The sequence below is a fragment of the Bradyrhizobium betae genome (assembly GCF_004123905.1).
In the GTDB taxonomy this organism is placed as follows: Bacteria; Pseudomonadota; Alphaproteobacteria; order Rhizobiales; family Xanthobacteraceae; genus Bradyrhizobium; species Bradyrhizobium betae_A.
Window position 1 is genome coordinate 352,865 of the sequence record NZ_MZXW01000016.1, and the last position, 21,278, is coordinate 374,142.

19 protein-coding genes, 1 tRNA gene and 1 pseudogene are annotated in these 21,278 nt (G+C 63.9%); 10 read left to right on the forward strand and 11 right to left on the reverse strand.

Annotated features, from left to right (window positions below; genetic code table 11):
- Positions 1 to 98 precede the first annotated feature (98 nt).
- The 7 genes from B5V03_RS11880 to ptsN all read left to right on the forward strand — a co-directional run bounded on the left by B5V03_RS11880 (position 99) and on the right by ptsN (position 6,738).
- A complete protein-coding gene (locus B5V03_RS11880) occupies positions 99 to 713 on the forward strand; it encodes a ribonuclease D (RefSeq protein ID WP_129270334.1) in 615 nt (204 codons plus the stop codon).
- Positions 714 to 856: 143 nt separating this feature from the next.
- Positions 857 to 1,576 (forward strand): LPS export ABC transporter periplasmic protein LptC, encoded by a 720-nt coding sequence (lptC, locus tag B5V03_RS11885; protein ID WP_129271188.1) that lies wholly within the window; start codon positions 857 to 859, stop codon positions 1,574 to 1,576.
- Positions 1,577 to 1,581: 5 nt separating this feature from the next.
- Positions 1,582 to 2,325: an LptA/OstA family protein gene (locus B5V03_RS11890; RefSeq protein ID WP_164987941.1), complete on the forward strand. Its 744-nt coding sequence runs from the start codon at positions 1,582 to 1,584 to the stop codon at positions 2,323 to 2,325.
- Positions 2,326 to 2,561: 236 nt separating this feature from the next.
- The gene (gene lptB / locus B5V03_RS11895) at positions 2,562 to 3,584 is read left to right on the forward strand and encodes an LPS export ABC transporter ATP-binding protein (protein ID WP_129270338.1); all 1,023 of its coding nucleotides are present in this window, start codon (positions 2,562 to 2,564) and stop codon (positions 3,582 to 3,584) included.
- Between the two features lie 90 nt (positions 3,585 to 3,674).
- The gene (gene rpoN, locus B5V03_RS11900) at positions 3,675 to 5,288 is read left to right on the forward strand and encodes an RNA polymerase factor sigma-54 (protein WP_129270340.1); all 1,614 of its coding nucleotides are present in this window, start codon (positions 3,675 to 3,677) and stop codon (positions 5,286 to 5,288) included.
- A gap of 168 nt (positions 5,289 to 5,456) precedes the next feature.
- Positions 5,457 to 6,056: a ribosome hibernation-promoting factor, HPF/YfiA family gene (hpf, locus tag B5V03_RS11905; RefSeq protein WP_129270342.1), complete on the forward strand. Its 600-nt coding sequence runs from the start codon at positions 5,457 to 5,459 to the stop codon at positions 6,054 to 6,056.
- 220 nt (positions 6,057 to 6,276) lie between these two features.
- A complete protein-coding gene (gene ptsN, locus B5V03_RS11910; protein WP_129270344.1) occupies positions 6,277 to 6,738 on the forward strand; it encodes a PTS IIA-like nitrogen regulatory protein PtsN in 462 nt (153 codons plus the stop codon).
- A 66-nt stretch (positions 6,739 to 6,804) separates the two neighbouring features.
- On the opposite strand, the gene B5V03_RS11915 is transcribed toward ptsN, so the two are convergent.
- Entirely contained in the window at positions 6,805 to 8,394 is a 1,590-nt protein-coding gene (locus tag B5V03_RS11915; protein WP_129270346.1) for a winged helix-turn-helix domain-containing tetratricopeptide repeat protein, read from the reverse strand.
- A 231-nt stretch (positions 8,395 to 8,625) separates the two neighbouring features.
- Between B5V03_RS11915 and B5V03_RS11920 the strand changes: the two genes are divergently transcribed.
- Positions 8,626 to 9,285: a peroxiredoxin gene (locus B5V03_RS11920; RefSeq protein WP_129270348.1), complete on the forward strand. Its 660-nt coding sequence runs from the start codon at positions 8,626 to 8,628 to the stop codon at positions 9,283 to 9,285.
- Between the two features lie 1,030 nt (positions 9,286 to 10,315).
- Positions 10,316 to 12,585: pseudogene (locus B5V03_RS43015) on the forward strand (autotransporter outer membrane beta-barrel domain-containing protein).
- Positions 12,586 to 12,664: 79 nt separating this feature from the next.
- On the opposite strand, the gene B5V03_RS11930 reads toward B5V03_RS43015, so the two are convergent.
- The 8 genes from B5V03_RS11930 to B5V03_RS11965 all read right to left on the reverse strand — a co-directional run bounded on the left by B5V03_RS11930 (position 12,665) and on the right by B5V03_RS11965 (position 19,955).
- Positions 12,665 to 12,937 carry a DUF1150 family protein gene (locus B5V03_RS11930; protein WP_129270350.1) on the reverse strand — a complete coding sequence of 91 codons (273 nt, stop codon included), beginning with the start codon at positions 12,935 to 12,937 and terminating at the stop codon, positions 12,665 to 12,667.
- A 51-nt stretch (positions 12,938 to 12,988) separates the two neighbouring features.
- Positions 12,989 to 13,414, reverse strand: coding sequence for an Hsp20 family protein (locus B5V03_RS11935; RefSeq protein ID WP_014438749.1), 426 nt, complete (start codon positions 13,412 to 13,414; stop codon positions 12,989 to 12,991).
- Between the two features lie 357 nt (positions 13,415 to 13,771).
- A complete protein-coding gene (locus B5V03_RS11940) occupies positions 13,772 to 14,851 on the reverse strand; it encodes a sn-glycerol-3-phosphate import ATP-binding protein UgpC (RefSeq protein WP_129270352.1) in 1,080 nt (359 codons plus the stop codon).
- A 6-nt stretch (positions 14,852 to 14,857) separates the two neighbouring features.
- A complete protein-coding gene (gene ugpE / locus B5V03_RS11945) occupies positions 14,858 to 15,706 on the reverse strand; it encodes a sn-glycerol-3-phosphate ABC transporter permease UgpE (RefSeq protein WP_129270354.1) in 849 nt (282 codons plus the stop codon).
- The gene (gene ugpA, locus B5V03_RS11950) at positions 15,706 to 16,587 is read right to left on the reverse strand and encodes a sn-glycerol-3-phosphate ABC transporter permease UgpA (RefSeq protein WP_129270356.1); all 882 of its coding nucleotides are present in this window, start codon (positions 16,585 to 16,587) and stop codon (positions 15,706 to 15,708) included. Before ugpA ends, ugpE begins: the two co-directional genes overlap by 1 nt.
- A 45-nt stretch (positions 16,588 to 16,632) precedes the next feature.
- Positions 16,633 to 17,949, reverse strand: coding sequence for a sn-glycerol-3-phosphate ABC transporter substrate-binding protein UgpB (ugpB, locus tag B5V03_RS11955; RefSeq protein WP_129270358.1), 1,317 nt, complete (start codon positions 17,947 to 17,949; stop codon positions 16,633 to 16,635).
- Positions 17,950 to 18,166: 217 nt separating this feature from the next.
- Positions 18,167 to 19,345: a CaiB/BaiF CoA transferase family protein gene (locus B5V03_RS11960; protein WP_433995331.1), complete on the reverse strand. Its 1,179-nt coding sequence runs from the start codon at positions 19,343 to 19,345 to the stop codon at positions 18,167 to 18,169.
- Between the two features lie 184 nt (positions 19,346 to 19,529).
- A complete protein-coding gene (locus tag B5V03_RS11965) occupies positions 19,530 to 19,955 on the reverse strand; it encodes an organic hydroperoxide resistance protein (RefSeq protein ID WP_061023501.1) in 426 nt (141 codons plus the stop codon).
- A 154-nt stretch (positions 19,956 to 20,109) separates the two neighbouring features.
- On the opposite strand from B5V03_RS11965, the gene B5V03_RS11970 reads away from it, so the two are divergent.
- Positions 20,110 to 20,568, forward strand: coding sequence for a MarR family winged helix-turn-helix transcriptional regulator (locus B5V03_RS11970; RefSeq protein WP_129270362.1), 459 nt, complete (start codon positions 20,110 to 20,112; stop codon positions 20,566 to 20,568).
- Positions 20,569 to 20,635: 67 nt separating this feature from the next.
- On the opposite strand, the gene B5V03_RS11975 is transcribed toward B5V03_RS11970, so the two are convergent.
- Together B5V03_RS11975 and B5V03_RS11980 are read right to left on the reverse strand one after the other, a co-directional pair.
- Positions 20,636 to 20,711: transfer RNA gene (locus B5V03_RS11975), tRNA-Ala, on the reverse strand.
- A gap of 66 nt (positions 20,712 to 20,777) precedes the next feature.
- Positions 20,778 to 21,188, reverse strand: a complete 411-nt coding sequence (locus B5V03_RS11980; protein WP_129270364.1) for a TIGR02300 family protein — start codon at positions 21,186 to 21,188, stop codon at positions 20,778 to 20,780.
- Positions 21,189 to 21,278: the final 90 nt, after the last annotated feature.

Genomic DNA, 21,278 nt, shown 5'->3' on the forward strand with positions numbered 1-21,278 from the left:
CTGGCGCTTGCGCCGCCAGCCGGCAGTGGCTACATCGCAGGCCATCCGACTAGCTTATGATGCCGACAGACCGATTCGACCCAAGGTTTTGACACGCCATGACCGTACGCCTGCACCGCGGCGATTTGCCCGATCTGTCCCGCTACACCGGAGCGGTGGCGATCGACACCGAGACCATGGGGCTCAACCCGCACCGTGACCGGCTCTGCGTGGTGCAGCTGTCGCCCGGCGACGGCAGCGCTGACGTGGTGCAGATTCCCCAGGGCCATACCGATGCGCCGAACCTGAAGGCCCTGCTGGCCAATCCCGCGATCACAAAAATCTTCCATTTTGCGCGGTTCGACGTTGCGGTGCTGTACCAGACCTTTGGCGTCATGACCGGCCCGATTTATTGCACCAAGATTGCCTCCCGCCTGGTCCGCACCTACACCGACCGCCATGGCCTCAAGGACCTCGTCCGCGAGGTGCTCAATGTCGACCTCTCCAAGCAGCAGCAATCCAGCGACTGGGGTTCCGACAGCCTGACCGAGCCGCAACTCGCCTACGCGGCCTCCGACGTGCTGCATCTGCACGGCCTGCGTGAGCGGCTCGACGCCATGCTGGTCCGGGAAGGCCGCACCGCGCTGGCAAAGGCCTGTTTCGACTTCCTGCCGACCCGCTGCCTGCTCGATCTCCAGGGCTGGGAAGAAGAGGACATTTTCGCGCATTCCTGAGGCGTTTGGGCGCCGTTAGGTTAGGTCTGCCGCCCCGTTTCGGACACTTTCCTGCGGCCTGTCGCGGGCTGCATATTTGAGCGGCGCCGGGTACAATGGCACGCCCGTTAACCGGACAGGCGAGCGGCACCTCGGGAGATCAGGTGAATTCGGCCCACAATCCCACCTACGACGCCGCGCTTGCGGCGAAGTTTGCCAGCGCGGCGCGCCACAGCCGCCTGGTGCGGATTCTGCGCATCGCGGTGCCGGTGACGGTGGCTGCGTCCATGGCCGCGATCGTCGCCGTCTCGACCTTTCTGAACCCGTTCCAGATCCCGATCAAACTCGACTCCGGAAATCTCGTGGTGACGGGCACCAAGATCACGATGGAATCGCCGCATATGTCCGGCTTCACCCCGGACCAGCGGCCCTACGAGCTCTGGGCCAAGACCGCGACGCAGGACATCACCGATCCCGATCATGTCGATCTCTCCGACCTGCGCGCGAAAGTGCTGATGGAGGATCAATCGACCATGTTCCTCGACGCCCGCACCGGCCGCTTCGACAACAAGCAGCAGCAGCTCGATTTGCACAAGGATATCTTCCTGCGCACCTCGACCGGCTATGAGGCGCGGCTGAACTCCGCCTTCGTCGACATGAACAAGGGCACGGTCTCGTCGGACGAGCATGTCGATGTCAAGCTGACCAACGGCACGCTGACGGCCGATCGGCTGCGGATCACGGAAGGCGGCGACGTCATTCGCTTCGAAGGCAATGTGGTGATGCATCTGGACAAGCTGGATGATCCCGCCGCTCAGCCCGCGCCGGTCGAGCCCGCACCGCCGCCGCCGAAGTCCAAGAACAAATCTGCCAATTCAAAGTGATTTTCATGATGAGTTTTTTTTCGCGCAACGGAGACAAGCGCAGCGCCATCGTTAGCGCGTCCGCGCTAATCATCAGTGTCTTGATCGCATCCGGTGAGGCTCACGCGCAAGCCGTGACGCAGGGCGTGCCCAACGCCATGCAAGGCTTCTCGCAGAACCGCGATCAGCCGATCCAGATCGACGCTGCAACGCTCGAGATGCGCGACAAGAAGAAGGAGGCGACCTTCTCCGGCAATGTGAAGGTCGTGCAGGGCGATACCACCATGACCTCGAAGACGCTGGTGGTGTTCTACGAGTCGGGCGGCGACAAGCCGGCGACACCACAGCCTGCGCCAGCCCAGGCCGCATCTGCAAAAGGCGCGAAGGCGGCACCGATGCAGTCGGCGACACCAGGTCCGGGCGGCAGCTCCTCGATCAAGCGGCTGGAGGCACGCGGCAATGTCGTGGTCACCCAGAAGGATCAGGTCGTAACTGGCGAGACCGCGGTGTTCGATACCAAGACCAATCTCATCACCATGCTCGGCGGTGCTGGGAGCCAGGTGGTGCTGACCCAGTGCCAGAACGTGCTGCGCGGTGACCGCCTTCTGGTCGACATGACCACCGGCGTCTCGCGGGTGGAGTCCGACAGCGGCAGGGTGCAAGGCCTGTTCATCCAGTCCCAAGGCGGACAGAACGGAAAATGCGGGACGCCGGTGGCTCCCGGCGCTGCCCCGCCTCTGCAATTGCCCGGTCCGAGTAAGCAAAAGTAAATTCGGGACGCTATTTCAACGGCTTGGGTCAGATGCTCCCGATCCGAGGTTGAAGCTTGCCCGGCGAGACTGTATCTAACGCGCAGGGCTTTCGAAGCGGGGTCTGCCGCTTTTCGGGCGTGTTTCACTGGGCATGAGACATCCCTTCACTCATGCTGCGTCGGCGAATCGAAAGGCCGGTGCGGCCGATCGCGCGAATATCGCGCAGGATCAGCTTGGAAGGCTAGAAGGCGGGGATGGTCGATCTCTTCAGCATGTTCCGTCGGCGCCCCGCCAAGCGCGGCCGGCCAGGCTTTGCGCGTCAGGACATCACCACGCTCGGGGACAGCGTCGGCGGTCTCGTGCCCAGCCCTGTCAGGGATGCTCCTCCGATCGCCCGTGACCAGCCGATGCACGCGCCCGACCAATTCCAGGGTGACTACGAAAGCGACTATCAGGCCGACTACCAAGTCGAGCCGCCGCGCGCCCAGGCGGTGCACCCGGTCAGGGCTGCCGCCAGGCCGAACGGCGCCGGCGGGCCGCAGCTTCTGAAGCGGCCGGGCTTCCTGGCTGTGCATAGCGTGGAAAAGAGCTTTGGCAGCCGCCAGGTGGTGCGAGGCGTCAGCATCTATGTGCGCCGCGGCGAAGCGGTCGGCCTGCTCGGCCCGAACGGCGCCGGCAAGACCACCGTGTTCTACATGATCACCGGCCTGATCAAGCCCGATCGCGGCGCGATCGAGCTCGACGGTCACGACGTCACGAAGCTGCCGATGTATCAGCGCGCGCGACTCGGCATCGGCTATCTGCCGCAGGAAGCCTCGATCTTCCGCGGCCTCACCGTCGAGCAAAATATCCGCGCCGTGCTCGAAGTGGTCGAGCCCTCGCGCAAGAAGCGCGAGCAGCAGCTCGACTCGCTGCTCGACGAATTCAACATCACGCGCCTGCGTAAATCGCCGTCGATCGCGCTATCCGGCGGTGAGCGCCGCCGCGTCGAAATCGCGCGCGCGCTGGCGACGCGTCCGAACTACATGCTGCTCGACGAGCCCTTTGCGGGCATCGATCCGATCGCGGTCGGCGACATTCAGGACCTCGTCCGCCATCTCACCAACCGCGGCATCGGCGTGCTGATCACCGACCACAATGTCCGCGAGACGCTCGGCCTCACCGATCGCGCCTATATCGTCTATGCCGGTGAAATCTTGACCGAGGGCAGCCCGGATGAGATCGTTGCTGATCCGGACGTCAGGCGCCTTTACCTTGGCGAGGAATTCCGCCTCTAGCCCTTTTTTCCAGTTCGTCAAGCCGTGTACATCGTGCCAAGACTAGGATAAGCAAAAATCGGACCAACTTTTGGGATCGGTTCTTGCTTCATGGCGCTAACGCAGAGATTAGAGTTCCGGCAATCGCAGTCGCTGGTCATGACGCCGCAGCTGATGCAGGCGATCAAGCTGCTGCAATTGTCCAATCTCGATCTCACGACGTTCGTCGAAGAGGAACTCGAGCGGAACCCCCTGCTGGAACGGGCCAACGACGAGGCCCCCGCGGGCGAGTCCCCGGCCGAGGCCGGCCAGTTCAACGATAGCGACGGCGGCCACAACGACGAGCCGGGCGGCGGTCCGGGCGAAGCCTTTGAGCCGGGCCAGGAAGAATGGATGAGCAAGGATCTCGGCACCCGCGCCGAGATCGAGCAGACCCTGGACACGGGTCTGGACAACGTCTTCTCCGAGGAGCCGGCCGAGGCTGCGGCGCGCAACGCCCAGGATGCCGCGCCGACCACCTACACCGAATGGGGCGGCGGCGCCTCCGGTGACGAAGACTACAATCTCGAGGCTTTTGTCGCTGCGGAAACCACGCTCGGCGACCATCTCGCCGAACAGCTCTCGGTCGCTTTCACCGGCCCTGCGCAGCGCATGATCGGCCAGTATTTGATCGACCTCGTCGACGAGGCGGGCTATCTGCCGCCCGATCTCGGCCAGGCCGCCGAGCGTCTCGGCGCATCGCAAGCCGACGTCGAGGGCGTCCTTGCCGTGCTGCAAAAATTCGATCCGCCCGGCGTCTGCGCGCGCAACTTGAGCGAATGCCTGGCGATCCAGCTGCGCGAGCTCGACCGCTACGATCCCGCGATGCAGGCCCTGGTCGAGCATCTCGATCTCCTCGCCAAGCGCGACATCGCGTCCTTGCGAAAACTCTGCGGCGTCGACGACGAGGACATCGCCGACATGATCGGCGAGATCCGCCGCCTCAATCCCAAGCCCGGCATGAAGTTCGGCTCGGCGCGGCTCCAGACCATGGTGCCCGACGTCTACGTCCGTCCGGGTCCCGATGGCGGCTGGCATGTCGAGCTCAACAGCGACACCTTGCCGCGCGTGCTGGTCAACCAGACCTACTATTCGCAACTGTCGAAGAAGGTCGGCAAGGACGGCGACAAGTCCTATTTCACCGACGCGCTCCAGAACGCGACCTGGCTCGTGCGTGCGCTCGATCAGCGCGCCCGCACCATCCTGAAGGTTGCAACCGAGATCGTGCGCCAGCAGGACGGCTTCTTCACCCATGGCGTGGCGCATCTGCGGCCGCTGAATCTGAAGGCGGTCGCCGACGCCATCCAGATGCACGAATCCACGGTGTCGCGCGTCACCGCCAACAAATACATGGCGACAAATCGCGGCACATTCGAGTTGAAATATTTCTTCACGGCCTCGATCGCTTCGGCCGACGGCGGCGAGGCGCATTCGGCCGAAGCAGTGCGCCACCACATCAAGCAGCTGATCGATTCGGAAGCACCGTCCGCGATCCTGTCGGATGATACCATCGTGGAACGCTTGCGCGCTTCGGGCATTGATATTGCCCGCCGCACGGTCGCGAAGTACCGCGAAGCCATGCGCATTCCGTCCTCGGTGCAACGCCGCCGCGACAAGCAGAGCGCTCTTGGTAACGTCCTCTCGACTGCGATGTCCGATCGCTCCCGCAACACCGAGCCGGCCTGATTGCGCTGGCGCGAAATCGCGCTACTCTCATCTCCCATTCGCGACCGATCCAAGCACGCGCATGATCCGGAAAAGTGCACCGCGGTTTTCCGGGAAGATCATGCGCAGGGAAACCTCGGCTGCGATGAGGCGTCATCGCTGCCGGGCGCAAACCAAGCGAGGTATCACATGACTCTTCGGATTTCGGGCAAGAGCGTCAGCGTCGGCGAGGCCCTGCGCGGCCGCGTGACCGACCGGACTGAAGAGGTCCTGCGCAAATATTTCGACGGCAATTATTCCGGCCACATCACGCTGAGCAAGGATGGCTTCGGCTTCCGCACCGATTGCGCGCTGCATCTTGATTCCGGCATTACGCTGGAGGCCGATTCGAACGCACCCGACGCCTATGCCAGCGCCGACCAGGCGCTCCTGATGATCGAGAAACGGCTCAAGCGCTACAAGAGCCGGCTCAAGGACCGCTCGGCGCGCAAGGCCCATGTCGCCTCCGCCGCGCTCGCCGCCCTGGACGCCACGGCTTACGTGCTGGAGGCGCCGGGCGAGGGGGACGACGAGGACGAGGTCACCGGCTACAGCCCCGTGATCATCGCCGAGGCCACGACCTCCCTGAGGCAGCTCTCAGTCAGCGAGGCCGTCATGGAACTCGACCTCAGCGGGGCACCCTGCCTGGTATTCCAGCATGGTTCCTCGGGCCGGGTGAACATCATCTACCGCCGGGCCGACGGCAATGTCGGCTGGATCGACCCGCCGGGCGCCAAATCGGGGGGCTAGGGCCGGAAGCAGGGCCCGTACCAACCGCAGCCCTTAACAATGACCGTGGCAAAGCCGCACGCAGGAGTTGGCACCGGGATTGCGTTGGAGTAGAAGCGCCCCACATCAGGATCGGGGCTAAGTCCGCCTCCTGCTTCACCTTCTTGACGCCGGCCGGGCTCGATCTGATCGAGCCGGCCAATTCGGAACCTGACGGTTTAATTCACCTCGGAAACCTTCCATGCCGATTACCGATCTGGTCGCGCCCGAGGCGATTCTCCCGGCATTGAAGGTCAACAGCAAGAAGCAGGCGCTTCAGGAGCTCGCGGCCAAGGCTGCCGAGCTGACCGGGCAGAACGAGCGCGCGGTGTTCGAGGTGCTGCTCCAGCGTGAGAAGCTCGGCACCACCGCCGTCGGCTACGGCGTCGCCATTCCCCACGGCAAGCTGCCCAAGCTCGAAAAGATTTTTGGCCTGTTCGCGCGGCTCGAGCGTCCGATCGATTTCGAGTCGATGGACGGCCAGCCGGTCGATCTCGTCTTCCTGCTGCTCGCCCCCGAAGGCGCCGGCGCCGATCACCTCAAGGCCCTCGCCCGCATCGCCCGCCTGCTCCGCGACCAGGACATCGCCAAGAAGCTCCGCGCCTCGCGCGATGCCCAGGCGATCTTTTCGGTGCTGGCGCTACCGCCGGCGACCGCGGCCTGACATCGCTTTTCCGCGTCGCCCGGTAAAAGCCAGATCGGGATTGGCGCGGCGCCAAGCTGACGTCGCTCACAGCGGCAGCCCGGCCCTCCGCAGGCCTTCCCCGTACCGCCAGGCATCGTCCGCACGGCGATAGGGTCCATAGATCGCTTCGAGATTGGACACGCGCTCGTTTGGATTGATCTGGAGCAGCCGGGCCACGGCCTTTTGCGCGGACTCCATCTGCCCGGCAAATGCGTCTGCCGATGCGCCGATGCGCAAGGCCGGCAGCAGCTTTGGTGTGCCGCGCAGGGCCGCATTCGCCCAGGATGAGGCCTCGCCGTAGCGGCCGGCGAAGAAGTGCGCATGTGCGGTCGCCGCCTGCATCAGAGGCATCAGCGGATCGACCGGGCTGATACGCATAGCATACATCAGATGCACCACGGCCGCTTCCGGCTCGCCCACCCAGCTCTTGATGAAGCCGGCGAAATAAGACGCCCACATCAGATTGGGATTGACGGCAAGCGCCTGATCGATGCACGCGGCGCCGGTGTCGAGATCGCGAACGACATAGGCCAGCGCACCGGCGCTCGTCGCCAGCGCGAGCGCGTCGTCGCTGCCCAGACGAATCGCGTGACGGGCCAGGCGATCGGTTTCGGCAATGTCGCGCGCGAGATCGTCGGTCGGCCACCGGTTGGTTCTGTCCTTGACGTAGCAGTAAGCGGCCATGCCGTAGGCGGACGCAAACTCTGGATCGAGTTCGATCGCACGCTTGAACAGCTGCAAGGCCTCGACATTGGCTTCGCGGATCGTGAAGCGGTAGATCGCCGCCGTGCCGCGCAGGTAATATTCGTAGGCACCGAGGCTTTCGGTCGGCTTGCGCTTGGCGCGTTCGATCGCGGAATGCTCGAGCTTCGGCACCAGCAGCCCCACCACCTGCCGCGCGATCTGGTCCTGCAGGTCGAAGATATCATCGAGCGCTCCGTCGAACCTGTCAGCCCACAGATGCGCGCGGGTCGAGGCATCGATCAGCTGGGCGGTGATGCGCACGCGATCGGCCGATTTGCGTACGCTGCCTTCGAGGACGAAACTCACCCCCAATTCGCGGCCAATCTGCTTCACGTCGACGGAACGGCCTTTGTAGGTGAAGCTGGAATTGCGGGCGATCACGAACAGCGAACGAAAGCGCGAAAGCGTCGTGATGATTTCCTCGACGACGCCGTCCGCAAAATACTCCTGTTGCGGATCGCCGCTCATGTTCTGAAACGGCATGACTGCGACGGCTGGCTGGGCTGGCAGCGGAAGCATTTCGGTCGCCGCTTGAGACGCCGCAGCCGCAGGCGGCGCAGCAGCGCGATCATGCGGGTCAAGCTTCAGCGGGCCGGCAAACCGGTAGCCGTATTTGGGCAACGTCTCGATCCAGCGTTCGCCGCCCGGCTCTTGGCCGAACACCCGGCGCAGCGCCCCGATCTGGACCGGCAGATTGCTCTCCTCGACGATGAGTCCGTCCCACGCAGACTTGATCAGCGCGTCCTTGGAGACCGGATTTCCCGCCTGCTCGAGGAGCGCGCGCAGCACTGCGATGGCGCGCTGCCCAAGCTGCACGGGAACGCCACCGCGAAACAGGAGCGCAGTGCTCCCGTCGAGGCGAAACGGACCGATGATGAAACTCGTTGCCATGGCGCGATGCTTAAGAACTTTTTCAGAACGACACCATGACTTTCGGTAGAGCCGGGCGCAGATATCAACGTCCCGATGGTGGGGCTATCCACATTGGCCGGTTTCCGGCCTCAAAGATCAAGCAGGGCGCGACGCGCGGTCACAGCCTCGACTGGAGGCCGGCCAGCTCGCCTTTGCGGCCCTGAGGCGCGCTATGGCGACGCGCCGAATGACGACGGAAGGAAATGCACGATGGCACTTGCACTCAATGACACGGCGCCGGATTTCGAAGCGCAAACGACCGAAGGCGATATCCGCTTCCACGATTGGATCGGCGATTCCTGGGCGGTGCTGTTCTCTCATCCGAAGGATTTCACGCCGGTCTGCACCACCGAGCTCGGTACCATGGCCGGCCTCAAGAGTGAGTTCCACAAGCGCAACGTCAAGGTCATCGGAATCTCCGTCGATCCGGTGGAGAATCACAACAAGTGGAAGGGCGACATCCACAAGGCGACAGGCCACGAGGTCGATTATCCCATGATCGGCGACCGGGAGCTCGTGGTCGCCAAGCTGTTTGGCATGCTGCCCGCAGATGCCGGGACGACATCGGAAGGGCGCACGCCAGCCGACAACCAGACCGTGCGGTCAGTGTTCGTCATCGGGCCCGACAAGAAGATCAAGCTGACCCTCACCTATCCGATGACGACCGGCCGCAATTTCCAGGAAATCCTGCGCGTCATCGATTCGCTCCAGCTCACGGCCAAGTTCCCGGTCGCGACGCCCGCCGATTGGATGCCCGGTGAAGACGTCGTGATTGCCGGATCGGTCTCGAACGAGGATGCCGTCAAGCGCTTCGGCAGCTTCGACACCGTCCTGCCCTATCTGCGCAAGGCCAAGCAGCCGTCGGCCTGACGCGTCGCCCGGCAATCCGGGTTCGACACCTTTCAATTCTAGAGCGTGCCCCGCGAAGAGGGCCACAAGCCAGGCGGCATAGATGCAGCAGTTTCGACAGTCGTGGGCAGCGCTCAGGCGCGTCCTTCTCGCCGGCCTTCCGTTTGCCGGCGTCCTGATGGCCGGCATCGCCGGCCACTCCGGCCAAGCTTTTGCCGCGTGTACCGTATCTGGGTCGCTCTCGGGCGGTCCGAATGCCGTCTCCTGTAACACGACGGTGACGCTTCCCACGATGAACGATGACGCGACATCGACGAGTTCGACCGACTATCACCAGCGCTTCAACTCCGGCGGGACCGTGACCGGCGCGATCAACGCCGGCCAGACCGTCAGCGGACAGGGGCTCTGGGTCGAATCGACAGAGTCCGGTGCTGCGATCAATTTCACCAACAACGGTGCGGCGACCGGAGCGACGAACGGCCTCCAGATCAGGTCAACCGGCGGAGACATCACCTATTCGGGCAATGGCAGCGCCACCGGCGGCGCCGGAAGTGCCGGCCTCTTGCTTGGCGTTTTTTCAGGCTCTGGAGCCATCACGGTCGGCACGAGCGGCACAGCCATCGTGCCGAACTTCTCCGGCGGGTTCGGCTTGGCGGCCCAGGCTTCCGGTCCGATCAACATCTTTTTGAACGGCGGCAGCCTTTCGGAATCGGACCCCAACGGCGTCGGCATGTACATGGTGGCTTCCGGCAGCGTTTCTGCGAGCCTGACCGGCAGCACCACCATCACGAATGCCAGCGGCGGGGGCGGCATCACGGCCGGCATCTACGCGCTGTCCACCGGCGGCGCCGTCACCATCACCTCGAATGCCAATATCGGCAGCGCCGGGGCCCCGTTCGTGGCCGGAATCCAGGTGCAGGCAGGTGGCCCCGGAGGTACCAGTGTCTCCCAGACCGGCGGCGCGATCTTCGCGGTCAACTACGGAGTGTTTTCATCGAGCAATGGAAGCGGCGCCACCTCGATCAACACCAGCGCGGGCAGCTCGATCACGATGTCCGGCGCCACCAGCACTGCTGTCTGGGCCCTCAGCACCGGCACCGGTGCAGCCAACATCACGACTGCGGGTACGATCAGCGGCGCCGTGTACGGCGTCGATGCGTACATCGCCAACGCTGCCAATGCCAGCGATGTCAACATCGCGGTGAACGGCAACGTCTCCGCCAGCTCGATCGGTGTCGTTGGCCGGACGGCGGGGACCGGCAATGTGCATGTCTCGGTCGGCTCCGGCGTCACCGTGACGGGGACCGGCGGCGCGGGCCTGACCCTCGACGGATTCGGCGTGAACACGGTTGCGAACGACGGCACGATCGCTGGCGCTTACGGCGTTGCAACGTTTGGTGGCACCACCACCATCACCAATTCCGGCAATATCACCGGCTCCAGCGTGGCGGTGAACCTGACCGGCGCCGACAACGTCTTTGTCATGAACGGACCGAACGCGACGATGACCGGCGCGGCAGTCGGCAGCGGCACGGACACATTCCGCTTCGCCGGCACCGGCAGCAACAGTTTCGATGTCAGCCAGATCGCCGCGGGCTGGACGCTGCTCGACAAGACCGGATCGTCGATCTGGTCGCTCACGGGCACGTCGACCTACGCAGGGCCGGTCACGGTCAATGGCGGCACGCTTGCCGTGAACGGCGATCTCTCTTCGGCGTCGAGCCTCACGGTGAATGCCGGCGGCACGCTCGGTGGCAACGGCATTCTCGGAAGCGTCGCCATCAACGGCGGCACGCTGGCGCCCGGCAATTCGATCGGGACGCTGACGATGGCGAGCCTGACCATGACCGCAGCGTCGACTTATTTGGTCGAGGTCTCGCCGGCGAGCGCCGACCGCGTCGACGTCACGGGAAGCGCGACGCTCGGCGGCGCCACGGTCCGTGCCGTGTTTGCGCCGGGCAGCTATGTTGCGAAGCAGTACACCATTCTTCATGCGGGCAGCCTCATCGGCACTTTCGCTGGCCCCGTCAACACCAGTCGTCCGGCTTCAAGTCCAGCCTCCGCCAGGACACCAACAACGTCTATCTCGATCTCGCGCTCGGCTTCAGCCCGCCTGGCGGGCTCAACACCAACCAGCAGAACGTCGCGAACGCGCTGACCAACTTCTTCAACTCGACCGGCGGCATCGCGGCAGTCTATGGGTCGCTGACGCCGGCCGGCCTGACGCAGGCCTCGGGCGAGACGGCGACCGGCACGCAGCAGACGACCTTCAATGCGATGAGCTTGTTCATGGGGCTCTTGACCGATCCGTTCGTGACCGGGCGCGGCGAACCTGGTTCGTTCGGTGGGCTGACGGGCTATGCGGCCGACAACAGCGATGCGCTCGGGTACGCCGGTGACCGCAAGCGCACCGGCGCCGAGCGCGAGGCCTATGCTGCCGTGTCTCGCAAGGCGCCGCCGCATGCCTTCGAGCAGCGCTGGAGCGTATGGGCCGCAGGCTTCGGCGGTTCGCAGACCACTGACGGCAATGCGACGCTCGGCTCCAACACCGCCACCAGCCGGACCGCCGGTGCTGCGGCCGGCGCCGATTACTGGTTCTCGCCCTCCACCGTGGCCGGCTTCGCGCTCGGCGGCGGTGGCACCAACTTCAGCGTGGCGAATGGCGGCACCGGCCGCTCCGACCTGTTCCAGGCCGGCGCCTTCGTGCGGCACAATGCTGGGCCGGCCTATGTCACCGCCGCGCTGGCCTATGGCTGGCAGGACATCACCACCGATCGCACCGTCACCATTGCCGGCGCCGATCATCTTCAGGCGCGCTTCAATGCCAACGCGTATTCCGGGCGGCTCGAAGGCGGTTATCGTTTCGTCGCGCCGTGGATCAGCGGCGTCGGCTTCACGCCTTACGCCGCGGCCCAGTTCACGACGTTCGATCTGCCGGCCTATGCGGAAAGCGCCATCTCCGGCAGCGGCGCGTTTGCGCTGAGCTACGCATCGAAGAGCACCACCGCCACCCGCAGCGAGCTCGGCCTGCGCACCGACAAATCGTTTGCCCTCAGCGACGCGATCGTGACGCTGCGGGGACGCGCCGCATGGGCCCACGACTTCAACCCGGATCGCAACATCGCCGCGACGTTCCAGGCGCTGCCAGGCGCAAGCTTCGTCGTCAACGGCGCAGCGCAAGCGCATGACGCAGCAATGACCACCGCGTCGGCGGAGGTGACGTTCGCAAGCGGCATCTCACTCGCCGCAACGTTCGAGGGCGAATTCTCAGAGGTCACCCGCAGCTACGCCGGCAAGGGCGTCGTGCGCTACGGGTGGTGAGACCGGCAACAGAGCAAAACGGGCACGCCTTCCTTCGAAGGCATGCCCGTTTGAAACTCTATTCGTGCGACGCGCGTGCTCAGTGCACGCTCACCGCCTGCAGCTCGTTGCTCCAGGCGTTGGCGACCGCGGCTTCGCGGCTGTCGGTCAGCATGATCGGCGTGCCGTCGGCGGCGTGGAGTGCGAAGAGCTTGAGGCCCGGCGCGATCTTCGGCGCTTCGGGAAACAGGCCCGGTACGTCCTCGGAGCGGATCTGCTTCACATAGGCGATGTGACCTTCGCCGAGGTTTGCCAGCGTCTCGGGCGAGGCGTTCCTGGCTTCGTATTCGAACACAACGTGACCTTCACTCATGGTCTCGACTCCTTCACAGAAACTAAGCGGTCGAGTCCGCTACTCGTTCCATTATTCGTGCTCATTGATAGCGATTGTCTTAACGATCCTCTCCGGTTCAGGCCGGGCAAGATCGACCGACAACAGCCCGTTCTTCAGATCCGCACCCAGCACCAGCATCCCCTCCGCCAGCACGAAGGTGCGCTGGAAGTGGCGCGCGGCGATGCCGCGATGGATGTATTGCCGGGTCTTGTCGTCCTGCTGCCGCCCGCGGATGACGAGCTGGTTTTCCTCAATGGTTACATCGAGTTGGTCGCGGGTGAATCCGGCGACCGCCAGCGTGATCCGCAAGCGCTCGGGCTGGCCGTCCGACCGGTCGCACCGCTCGATATTGTAGGGAGGGTAACCGTCGGCGCCTTTGACGACGCGGTCGAGCACGCGCTCGATCTCGTCGAAGCCCAGAAGGAACGGGCTGGAAAGCGTGGGAACACGAGACATAGTTTACAAAGTCCTCTCGAAGCGACTTTGGTGCATCAGGGCCCGTAGAGGCACCCCTTGGTCATCAATATGGGCACATCCCCGTGTGGGTTCAAGGACGTAGCGGGAGCTCTGCACAGCCGTCATTCCCGCATTTTTTTTTGACGGGGTTTGCTTTCCCGCAGGCGTTTCCACATCGTCATGGCCGGGCTTGTCCCGGCCATCCACGACCTTACTCGCAGTACCAAGAACGTGGATGCCCGGGACAAGCCCGGGCATGACGGTTGTGCGTGACGAATTTCCCTAACGAAAACAGGCCCCCCGCTACTGTGCATGGGGTTGTTTTCGCGTTTTGAATCGGCGGCCCCGCCGAACCGATCAGGCCTCGATGCGCGTCCGCCCGTCGCCGCTGAACAGATGCAGCTTGTTGCGCACCGCTGCGACGCGGATTTTTTGGCCGATCGGGGGCGCCTCGGAGCCGGGGATGCGGACGATGACCTCACCGGGCGGCAGCTCACCGGGCGTGGCCGCGACGCGCTGCTCGTCCTGGGCGCGCGAGCCATAGACAAACGTCTCGGCGCCGACACGCTCGATCGCTTCCACGGTCAGCGGCAGTGCGACGCCCCCGGCGGGAGTCTGTTCCGTGATGACGAAATCTTCCGGGCGGATGCCGAGGATGCCGGCCTCACCCGCGCCGAGTTGCGATTTGATTTCATCGATGCGCGTCGACATCAGATTCATCGGCGGTGCGCCGATGAAGGAGGCGACGAAGGTCGTCGCCGGCTTCTCGTAGATCGCCAGCGGATTGCCGACCTGCTCGACCTGCCCGCCGTTCATCACGACGAGAATGTCGGCCAGCGTCATCGCCTCGAGCTGGTCGTGGGTGACGTAGATCGACGTCGTGTTGAGCCGGCGCTGCAATTTGCGGATCTCGACGCGCATCGCGATGCGCAGTTTTGCATCGAGGTTCGACAGTGGCTCGTCGAACAGGAACACCTTTGGCTGGCGCACGATGGCGCGGCCCATGGCGACGCGCTGGCGCTGGCCGCCGGAGAGCTGGCGCGGCTTGCGCTCCAGCATCGGCGTGAGCTCGAGCACGCGCGCGGCTTCATCGACGCGGGTCTTGACCTCGGCCTCCTTCATGCCGCGGTTACGCAGGCCGTAGGCCATGTTGTTGAAGACGCTCATATGCGGATAGAGCGCGTAATTCTGGAACACCATCGCGATGTCGCGATCGGCGGGCTCGACCTGATTGACGACACGGCCGCCGATGTCGATCTCACCACCGGTGACGGTTTCCAGTCCCGCGACCATGCGCAGCAGTGTGGACTTGCCGCAGCCGGAGGGACCGACCAGCACGCAGAACTGGCCGTCGGCGACATCGACGTTGACGCCTTTGATCGCTTCGAAGCCGCCGGTGTAGGTCTTGCGGACGTTGCGCAGGGTGACGTTAGCCATAACTCTCTACTTCTCTGTCTCGACCAGGCCGCGCACGAACAATTTCTGCATGGCGACGACGACGAACACGGGCGGCAGCATCGCCAGCACGGCCGTGGCCATCACGATCGGCCATTCGGTCAGCGCGTCGGTGGTGGTGATCATCTTGCGGATGCCGACCTGGATGGTCTGCATGTCGTCGCGCGTGGTGATGAGCAGCGGCCAGAGATATTGATTCCAGCCGAGGATGAACAGGATCACGAACAGCGCGGCCATGTTGGTGCGCGACAGCGGCAGCAGCGTGTCCCAGAAGAAGCGCAAGGGACCGGCGCCATCAATGCGCGAGGCCTCCAGCAGCTCGTCCGGCACGGTCATGAAGAACTGCCGGAACAGCAGCGTCGCGGTGGCCGACGCGATCAGCGGCAGCGCCAGGCCCGCATAGCTGTCGAGCATGTGCAGATCGGCGACGATCTTGTAGGTCGGATAGATTCGCACCTCGACCGGCAGCATCAGCGTGATGAAGATGATCCAGAAGATCGGCATCCGGAACGGAAAGCGGAAATACACGATCGCATAGGCCGAGATGATCGAGATCGCGATCTTGCCGATCGCAATCGCCAGCGCCATCACCAGCGAGTTCAGCATCATGTTGCCGACCGGCTCACGGGTCGAGCCGCTCGTGCCGACAAAGATGGTCTGGTAGTAGACCTCGAAGAAGTGCCCGCCCGGCAGCAGCGACATCTGCCCGTTGGCGATCAGCGCGTTGTCCTGGGTGGAGGCGACGATGGCGATGTAGACTGGGAACGCAACGATCGCGATCCCGATCCACAGGATGGCGTGGGCGACGTAGCGCCGAAAGCCCTCTTCCTCGACCATCAGTAGGTCACCTTGCGTTCGACGAAGCGGAACTGGATTCCGGTCAGCACGATGACCATGACCATCAGGATCACCGACTGCGCTGCGGAGCTGCCGAGATTGCCGCCGAGCAGGCCGTCGGAATAGACCTTGTAGACCAGCGTGACCGTCGATGTTCCGGGCCCGCCGCGGGTCATGGTGTCGATGATGCCGAAGGTGTCGAAGAAGGCGTAGACGATGTTGACGACCAGCAGGAAGAAGATGGTCGGCGACAGCAGCGGGAAGGTCACGGTCCAGAACCGCCGCATCGGACGGGCACCGTCGATCGCTGCGGCCTCGAACACGCTTTTCGGGATGGCTTGCAGGCCGGCGAGGAAGAACAGGAAATTATAGGAGATCTGCTTCCACGCGGCGGCAAGGATGATCAGCGCTGCGGCCTGGTCGCCATTCAGCAGCGGATTCCAGTCGATGCCCATGTTGCGAAGATAACGCGAGAGCACGCCGAGCGAGGGATGCAGCATGAAGATCCAGAGCACGCCGACGACCGGCGGCGCCACTGCATAGGGCCAGATCAGCAGCGTGCGATAGAGCATCGAGCCGCGCAGCGGCTTGTCGGCCATCACGGCGAGCAGCAACGCGAAAGACAGCGACGACACGGCGATGGCGAACGAGAAGAAGAAGGTGCGGACGATCGCTTCGAAATATGCGGCGTCCTTGAACAGCTCGATGTAGTTCTCGAACCAGACGAAAGTCGACGACAGACCAAAGGCGTCCTGGAGCAGAAAGGACTGGATCACCGCCTGCAGCGCAGGCCAGTAGAAGAAAATCAGGACGATCGCCAGCTGCGGCGCTACCAACGCGTACGGCAATAGCTTTGACTGGAAAATGGCTTGCTTTTGCATGATGGGCGACGCCGGCAGGCCGTGCGGCCTGCCGGCGCCTTCGCCTTATTTTACGGCGGTCTTTTCGAACTGACGCAGCATCGTGTTGCCGCGCTCGACGGCGGCATCGAGCGCCTGCTTGGCGGTCTTCTTGCCGGCCAGCGCCTGCTCGATCTCCTCCGACCAGACGTCACGCAACTGAACCATGTTGCCGAGGCGCAAGCCGCGCGAATTCTCGGTCGGCTCCTTGTTGGTGAGCTCGAGCAGCGGGGTCTCCAGATAAGGCTGGTCCTTGTAGAAGCCTTCTTCCTTCGCCTTGGCGTAAGCAGCCTTGGTGATCGGCAGATAGCCCGAAGCCTTGTGGATATAGACCTGACGATCGGTGTCCGAGAGGAAGGTCAGGAATTTTGCAACGCCCTTGTATTCCTCGGCCGACTTGCCGCCCATGACCCAGAGCGAAGCGCCGCCGATGATCGAGTTCTGCGGCGCGCCCTTGGCGTCCGGATAGTAGGGCATCGGCACGGCGGTGAAGTTGAACTTGGCCTGCGCCTTGACGTTGCCGAAGAACGCCGACGAGGTCAGGTAGATCGGGCATTCGCCGGACGTGAAGCGGCCTTCGCCGGTGTTGGTCCGGCCGGCATAGTCGTAGGTCTTGGTCTTCTGCAGCTCGACCAGGGTTTCAAGATGCTTGACCTGGAGCGGGCCGTTGAATTCCAGCACTGTGTCGAAGCCGTCGAGGCCGTTGGCCTTGCTGGCGAGCGGCACGTTGTGCCAGGCGGAGAGCTGCTCGAGATTGACCCAGGTGACCCAGGAGCCGGAGAAGCCGCAGGTGTCATGACCCGCAGCCTTCAGCTTCTTGGCGGCTTCGAATGTTTCGGGCCAGGTCTTCGGAATCTCGACGTTCGCCTTCTTCAGCTCATCGAGGTTGACCCACATCACGGTCGACGACGAGTTGAAGGGGAACGACAGCATCTCGCCCTTCGAGGTCGAGTAGTAGCCGGTGATGGCGGGCAGGTAGATCTTGGGGTCGAACTTCTCGCCCGCGTCGGCCATCAGCTTGTAGACGGGCTTCACGGCGCCGGTCGCGGCCATCATGGTCGCGGTGCCGACCTCGAACACCTGCATGATGTGCGGGGCGTTGCCGGCGCGGAACGCGGCGATGCCGGCATTCATCGTGTCGGGGTAGTTGCCCTTGTAGGTCGGGATCACCTTGTAGTCGGTCTGCGACGCGTTGAAGTCGGTGGCGAGCTTGACGATGACGTCGTTGTTGGCGCCGGTCATCGCGTGCCACCACTGGATTTCGGTCACGGCCATGGCCGGTGAAGTCGTCATGCCAACTGCGATTGCAACAGCGGCAGCCGCCCCAAAATGTCGAAGAGCCATCAAGTAAACCTCCCTTGGCCGTCAAAAAGATCGCTTGCGCTAGCAGCGCCATATGACGTTCACATGACTGTGTAAGCGGCCGAAACGAAAGCGGCAAGCGCGGCAAAAGGGAAGTCGTCAAATAGGCGAAGACGGAGCGGACAGCCTCCTCCGTTCGCAGTGCACATGCATGCCCACGCCGCAGTGCGGCATTGCTTGTGTGAGGAGGTGAAGGCCCCTAGCGCTTGCGCTCGGGACCGCAGACCGTGCCCTGCTCGACCATCGCGTCGATCTCGGCTTTGGAATACCCGAACTCGCCCAGCACCTCGGCCGAGTGCTGGCTGAATTTCGGCGGCAGGCGGCGCAGGCTCGGCTTGCTGCGATCGAGCCGGATCGGAGAGGCCACGCCCTTGTACCAATCCTTCTCGATAATATCGCCGCGCGCGATCGTGTGCGGGTTCGTCAACGCCTGGTCGATCTTCTGCACGGGGCCCGCGGGCAGGCCTGCGGCAAGCAGGCGATTGCACAGCGGCTCGGCCTCGTGCTGGCTGAACACGGCGGCAAGCTCGGCGCGCAGCGCCTCCCGATTGGCGATGCGGTCCTTGTTGCGGGCAAAGCGCGGATCGGTGCCGAGCTCGGGCTTGCCGATCTCCTTGGCAAGCTTGCGGAAGGTGCCGTCATTGCCGACGCCGATGAAGATGTTGTCGGTCTTGGTCGGGAAGATCGCGTAGGGCACGAGGTTGGGATGCTCGTTGCCGGTGAGCGACGGCGGCTTGCCGTGCATGAAATAATTCGCGGTGTGCGGATGCATGATGGCGAGGCCGGTCTCGTACAGCGTCGTCTCCAGGAACTGGCCAAGCCCTGAGCGCTGCCGCTCCGACAGCGCCATCAGGATTCCGATCGCCGCATAAAGACCGGTGCCGATATCGACCAAGGGCACGCCGATCCGCATCGGCCCGCTCTCGGGCGAGCCGGTCGCCGCGATCATGCCGGTCATGGCCTGGATGATGGCGTCATAGCCGGGATTGCCGCCGCGCGGTCCGTCGGCGCCGAAGCCGCAGATCCGGCAATGCACGAGGCGCGGGAATTTCTCGCGCAGCACGTCGTTGCCGATGCCCCATTTCTCCAGCGTGCCCGGCTTGAAATTCTCGATCAGGACGTCGGCGGTCTCCAGCATCTTGAGCAGCACGACGCGGCCGCCCTCGGAGGCGAGGTCGAGGCCGATCGAACGCTTGTTGCGGTTGATGCCGATGAAATAGGCGGCGTCTTCGTCGTGGAAGGGAGGGCCCCAGTCGCGCACCTCGTCGCCCGCGGGCGGCTCGACCTTGATCACGTCGGCGCCATGGTCGGCGAGGATCTGGGTGCAGTAGGGACCGCCGAGCACGCGCGTGAGATCGATGACGCGCAGTCCGCTCATTGCGCCTAATGCTGCTCCAGAACTCGCGGCTTCAGTCATGCCTTCGCTTCCCCTGTGTCGATCATTTGATCACAGGCCTAGCGAGGTTTTTTTGCGCCAGCAATGGTCTACCGGGCAGGGCCGCATGCACTGCGGAAGCGGCCGGCCCGAGGGGGATCCCGGGCCAGCCAATCCGCACGTCAGGTCAGACGACCGTCAGGCGAACGTCGACATTGCCGCGCGTGGCATTGGAATAGGGGCACACCTGGTGGGCCTTCTCGACCAGCGCCTCGGCCTCGGCGCGGGCAAGGCCCGGCAGCGAGACGGCGAGGTCGATATCGAGGCCGAAGCCGCCCTCGGAGCGCGGGCCGATACCGACGGTCGAGGTGACGGAGGCGTCAGCGGGGACCTTCGGGCCGCCCTGCGAGGCCACGAACTTCATCGCGCCGATGAAGCAGGCGGCATAGCCGGCCGCAAACAGCTGCTCGGGATTGTTGCCGGCGCCGCCGCCGCCACCGAGCTCCTTCGGCGTGGTGAGCTTGACGTCGAGCGCGCCGTCGAGGGTCGCAGCATGGCCGTCACGGCCGCCGGTGGCCTTTGCGCTGGTCTTGTAGAGGACGTTCACGGACATTTTCGTCTCCTCGGGGTCTTCGGTTGGGGTGAGCTCCATATCGCAAACAATTAGATTGTGCGCAATTGAATTTTGCATGCCTCACATTTAATTGTTCGCAATTGAATGTGGCGCCAGCCGGCCCCAGAATGAGGAAAGCCTCGTGAGATTCTCTATGCCCCGGAAATTATCGACCCTGGATCCGCAACGCCTCGACAGCCAGATCTGCTTCGCGGTCTATTCGGCCGCGCACGCCTTCAACCGCGTCTACAAGCCGCTGTTGGACCGGCTCGGCCTCACCTATCCGCAATATCTGGTGATGCTGGTGCTGTGGGAGCGCGACGACGTCCCGGTGAAGGACATCGGCGAAAAGCTGTTTTTGGACTCGGGCACGCTGACCCCGCTGCTGAAGCGGCTCGAGGCGGCTCACCTCGTGAAGCGTACGCGTTCGAGCGAAGACGAACGCCAGGTCCTGATCGCGCTGACGCCGCAGGGCCACGCGCTGAAGGAGAAAGCGCGCGGCGTGCCGCCGTCGATCCTGGCCGCGACGGACTGTTCGGTCTCGGAGCTGGTGGCGATGAAGGACGAGATCGTCGCGCTAAGGGATCGGCTCAATGCAGTGATCGGGGAGTAAGGAGGGTCTCTAGAGCCCGCCTTCGCCCTATCGGGCTTCGGCGCGGCAGCCTTCGCTTCGCGAAGGCTGGTGGAGCCAGGCGGGATCGAACCGCCGACCTCTTGCATGCCATGCAAGCGCTCTCCCAGCTGAGCTATGGCCCCTTAACCGACCGACGCACCGTGGGCAGCGCGTCGGGAAAGACCCAGAACCACAGTTCTGAGATTATCTCAAGTCTCTTCATCGCCTCCGACATCACCAATGATGTCGGTCACGTCCTCATCGCCCTCTTCTTCGTCGGCAATGAAGGTCGAATCATCATCGTCGTCGTCATCGAGGGTCTCGTCGACCTCGATATCGTCTTCCGATTCGGGCACGACGGCCTTGACCTTGCCGCTGTTCTCCTCGGCATCGGCCTCCTCGAGGGAGACCTCCTCGACCTCGGCCGGCTCCGGCGTGGTGTCGGCGGCGGCCGCCGCATGGCGGGCTTCGGCGCCACGAGGCACGCGGGCCGGCGCCACGGGCGCGATCGGCACGACTTCGCCAGTATAGGGCGAGATCACCGGCGACTTGTTGAGGTCATAGAACTTCTTGCCCGTGGTCGGGCAAATACGTTTGGTTCCGAGTTCGGACTTGGCCACGGCAGAGGAATCCTGGGAATGTCTGAAAAGCGGTGTTTCACTTGGCTAGTTGGCGGCCCGCTGTCAATAGCGCATTACGGGAGAACGACA